This window comes from Roseateles sp. P5_E11 (genome assembly GCF_054049355.1).
Genome location: NZ_JBFUMO010000652.1, coordinates 1 through 3,021 on the forward strand (window position 1 = coordinate 1; position 3,021 = coordinate 3,021).

A 3,021-nucleotide genomic window follows, 5' to 3' on the forward strand; every position below is an offset into this window, starting at 1 on the left:
GTGATGATGCCTTCGCCCTACACGGCCGACATCTCCTGGATCGACGCTCGCGACATGGCCGAGCGCCTGGGGGTGCACTACGACGAGAAGTCCATCGTGCCGATGTTCGATGCCTTCAACACCACGCTGGCCGAGGAGTTCAAGGGCCTGCCGCTGGATGCCACCGAGGAGAACATCCAGGCCCGCATCCGCGGCACGCTGCTGATGGCGCTGTCCAACAAGTTCGGCAGCATCGTGCTGACGACCGGCAACAAGAGCGAGATGGCCACCGGCTACTGCACGCTCTATGGCGACATGGCGGGCGGCTTTGCCGTCATCAAGGACGTGGCCAAGACCCTGGTGTTCCGCCTCGCCCGCTGGCGCAATGCGCAAGGCGCCGAGATCATCCCCGACCGCATCATCACCCGCCCGCCCTCGGCCGAGCTGCGCCCCGACCAGAAGGATGAGGACAGCCTGCCGCCCTACGCGGTGCTGGACGCCATCCTGGCCCGCTACATGGAGCAGGATCAGTCGATCGCCGAAATTGTTGCCGCCGGTTTCAAGCCGGAGGACGTCGAGCGCGTCACCCGGTTGATCAAGATCAACGAGTACAAGCGCCGCCAGGCGCCAGTGGGCATCCGCATCACCCACCGCGGCTTTGGTCGCGACTGGAGATATCCCATCACCTCCAGGTTCCGTGCGTAAACTTGGGTGAACCTCGCAAACTGGAGCGCTCGCAATGAAGCAAATCACCGCCATCATCAARCCCTTCAAGCTCGACGAAGTGCGCGAGGCGCTGGCCGAAGTAGGCGCGTCGGGCCTGACGGTCACCGAAGTCAAGGGTTTTGGCCGCCAGAAGGGGCACACCGAGCTCTATCGCGGCGCTGAATACGTCGTCGACTTCCTGCCCAAGGTCAAGGTCGAGGTCGTCGTGAAGGACGACGAGGTCGACCGCTGCATCGACGCCATCCTGAAGGCCGCCAAGACCGGCAAGATCGGCGACGGCAAGATCTTCGTGCTGCCGGTCGAGCAAGTGGTGCGCATCCGTACCGGCGAGACGGACGAAGYCGCCGTCTGACGCTTAACGCCGCGCCGGCGCTGCCGTGCAGGCCGAGGCCGGTACGCCGTAGGGCTTGACCAGGTCGGCCGTCTGGCCCGTTCGGCACAGCTCCTTGAGCGCCTCGTCGAAGGCGTGGAAGTCCGCCTGGGACATGCGCCTGCGCGTCAGCCCGAAGACGTAGTAGATGTCCTTGGCGCCGCCCGAGGATTGCAGGCCGGTCATCGCATTGCTGGCCAACAGCCACAGTGCCACCTGCTCGTTGGCGAACACCAGGCCCTGGTCGCCATAGCGGCCCGCGGCAAGCATCTTCAGTGCGACCAGGTTGTCGCGCTCCAACCTGATCTTCGCCGGTCCGCCGGCAGCCAGATCCTGCAGCGTCATCGCGGTGCCCGAAGGACCGTAGACGCYGATCTCGTGGCCCGCCAGGGATTCGGAGCCGCGGTAGACGAAGTCCACGCCGCGGCGCGAGAAGAAGACATAGCGACCATCGACGACGGGCACGCTCATCCACATCCGGGCGTAGCGCGACGGCACATCCAGCACCGGAAAGAGGCCATCGATTTCGGCCTTCTCCATCAGGTCGATGGCGCGGCGCCAGGGGTAGATGCGCGAGTTGCAGTTCCAGCCCAGGTTTCGGCAGGCCGCGTTCAGCACGTCGACCATCGGTCCRGAGGCGCGCCCCTGCAGTTCCACGATATAGGGCGGGAACAGTTGCGTTCCGAAATCAACCTCGCGCAACGGCTCAGCGCCCGCGCTCGATGCACAGGCAGCGAAACAGCAGTGCAGCAGCAGTTCTCTTGGCACGGCCGGCCTCGGCGGGTTTGCAGTCCAGCATAGCGGCCTGGCGCGCCGGGCGCCATGCGGTGGCACCTCAGCGCTGCGTCAGCGCGAGCTTGATGCCCAGGGCCACGAAGGTCGCCGCAAAACTCCGCCGCAGCCAGGCCATCACCGTCCGGCTGCCCAGGACCTGCTCGCGCATGCGCGCCGCGAAGGCGCCGTAGAGCGCAAAGACCGCAAAGGTCATGGCCATGAAGATGGCCGACAGCTGCAGCATCGCCAGCGTCGGCGCCGCCTCGTCCTGGGCGATGAACTGCGGCAGGAAAGCCAGGAAGAACATCGAGAGTTTGGGGTTGAGCAGGTTCACGAGCACGGCGTGCTGAATGACCTCCCAATCCGAGCGCTTGGCKCCATCGGCCTCGATCTTCAGCACCCCCTGCTCGCGCCAGGTCATCCAGGCGATGTAGAGCAGATAGCCCACGCCCGCGAACTTCACGGCCTCGAAGGCCAGGCTGCTGGCATGCAGCAGCGCCGCCAGGCCCGTGACGGCCGCCAGCATGTGGGGCACGACGCCCAGCGTGCAGCCCAAGGCCGCAATGACGGCCGTGCGCGCGCCGCGCGACAAGCCGGCGGCCACGGTCACGGCCGCGCCGGTACCGGGGGAGGCGACGACGAGCAGGGACACGGTCAGGAATTCGATGTTCATGGGGCGCTCCTTGGTGGAGGCGCCATGCTGCGGCGGATGCCGCCGGCGGGTCTTGAACGAAATTTCAGCGGCTGCGCGCCAACACCCCGGGCGTCAAGCCGAAGTTGCGCACAAAGCAGCGCGTCATATGGCTTTGGTCCGCGAATCCGCTGGCCGCGGCGGCCTCTGCCAGCGACAGGCCTTGGCGCACCAGCCGGYGCGCGCGCTGTACGCGGCGCTGCAGCAGGTAGGCGTGCGGTGGCAGGCCGGTCAGGCGCGTGAAGGCGCGCAGGAACTGGTAGCGGCTCATCGCCGCATCGGTGGCCAAGCCTGATAGCGTCAGTTCGGCAGCGGGATCGTCGTCAATGCGCTCGCGCGCGGCGGTGACACCGGCGCTCACGGCGGGGCGCTCTACCGACGAGGGCTTGAAAAGCCGCGCGGTCAGTGTCAGCAGTTCGGCGTCGAAGTGCAACGCGTCGTCCGTGGTGACCGCGTCGAACAGGGCGCGAAAGCGTGCCGT

General features: G+C 66.7%; 5 protein-coding genes. 2 read left to right on the forward strand and 3 right to left on the reverse strand.

Going from position 1 to position 3,021, the window contains the following annotated elements; genetic code table 11:
- On the forward strand, positions 1–684 hold a 684-nt coding region (gene nadE / locus ACXJKR_RS28590; RefSeq protein WP_457325714.1), incomplete at its 5' end, for an NAD(+) synthase.
- Between the two features lie 34 nt (positions 685–718).
- Complete coding sequence (locus ACXJKR_RS28595) at positions 719–1,057, forward strand: P-II family nitrogen regulator (RefSeq protein WP_457325715.1); 339 nt, start codon at positions 719–721, stop codon at positions 1,055–1,057.
- 3 nt (positions 1,058–1,060) lie between these two features.
- On the opposite strand, the gene ACXJKR_RS28600 is transcribed toward ACXJKR_RS28595, so the two are convergent.
- From ACXJKR_RS28600 to ACXJKR_RS28610, 3 genes are all read right to left on the reverse strand, one after another.
- The gene (locus ACXJKR_RS28600; RefSeq protein ID WP_457325716.1) at positions 1,061–1,777 is read right to left on the reverse strand and encodes a substrate-binding periplasmic protein; all 717 of its coding nucleotides are present in this window, start codon (positions 1,775–1,777) and stop codon (positions 1,061–1,063) included.
- Between the two features lie 133 nt (positions 1,778–1,910).
- Entirely contained in the window at positions 1,911–2,522 is a 612-nt protein-coding gene (locus ACXJKR_RS28605) for a LysE family translocator (RefSeq protein ID WP_457325717.1), read from the reverse strand.
- A gap of 64 nt (positions 2,523–2,586) precedes the next feature.
- Positions 2,587–3,021, reverse strand: a 435-nt coding sequence (locus tag ACXJKR_RS28610) for a helix-turn-helix domain-containing protein (protein WP_457325718.1), incomplete at its 5' end; no start/stop codon positions are given.